This window comes from Streptomyces thermocarboxydovorans, assembly GCF_039524635.1.
Classification (GTDB): domain Bacteria; phylum Actinomycetota; class Actinomycetes; order Streptomycetales; family Streptomycetaceae; genus Streptomyces; species Streptomyces thermocarboxydovorans.
This window is the reverse complement of the sequence record NZ_BAAAGU010000171.1, coordinates 1-519: the sequence shown is the minus strand read 5'-3', so window position 1 is coordinate 519 and position 519 is coordinate 1. Positions and strand designations below refer to the sequence as shown.

The window sequence follows — 519 nt, the reverse complement described above, 5'->3', positions numbered from 1 at the left end:
AAAAAGGAGTTTTTGAGATTCCGGCCGGAAAAGGATATAGCAAAACCATTATTACTAGAGTAGACAGTCTACAAATTGAAGAGTACACCAAGTTTGCTGAAATCTCTACAGATTCTGGAGTATTTCAAAGAGAAACAAAGAGAATAGATACTTTGTATATTAAGTGGAAAAACAATTTCTTCTACACGCTTCGTATGAAATCTCCTAAAAATGATACTGATAAAGATCCTATCTTTGTTCAGATCACTAAGATTTCTGATGATTCGTATGAGTTTAGTGCTAAGATTGGATATTCGAAATTCAAACAAGACGGTAAGGTTTATAAAGTAAAATAATGTATGGAGATATTTTTGCAGGTTGATACTTGGGTAGCTTTACTTACACTAACTTTTTTAGAGATTGTTTTAGGGGTAGATAATATTATTTTCATTTCTATTTCTGCCAATAAACTTCCTGAACAACAAAGAAAAAAAGCAACTTTATTAGGTTTGTCACTCGCTATGATTACCAGAGTGGCAT

General features: G+C 32.0%; 2 protein-coding genes. Both read left to right on the top strand.

The genetic code is table 11. From position 1 onward, the window contains the following. On the top strand, window positions 1-335 hold a 335-nt coding region (locus ABD198_RS30630; RefSeq protein WP_344008008.1), incomplete at its 5' end, for a hypothetical protein. 3 nt (window positions 336-338) lie between these two features. Further along, the coding region (locus tag ABD198_RS30625) for a TerC family protein (protein ID WP_425580598.1) at window positions 339-519 on the top strand (181 nt) is incomplete at its 3' end.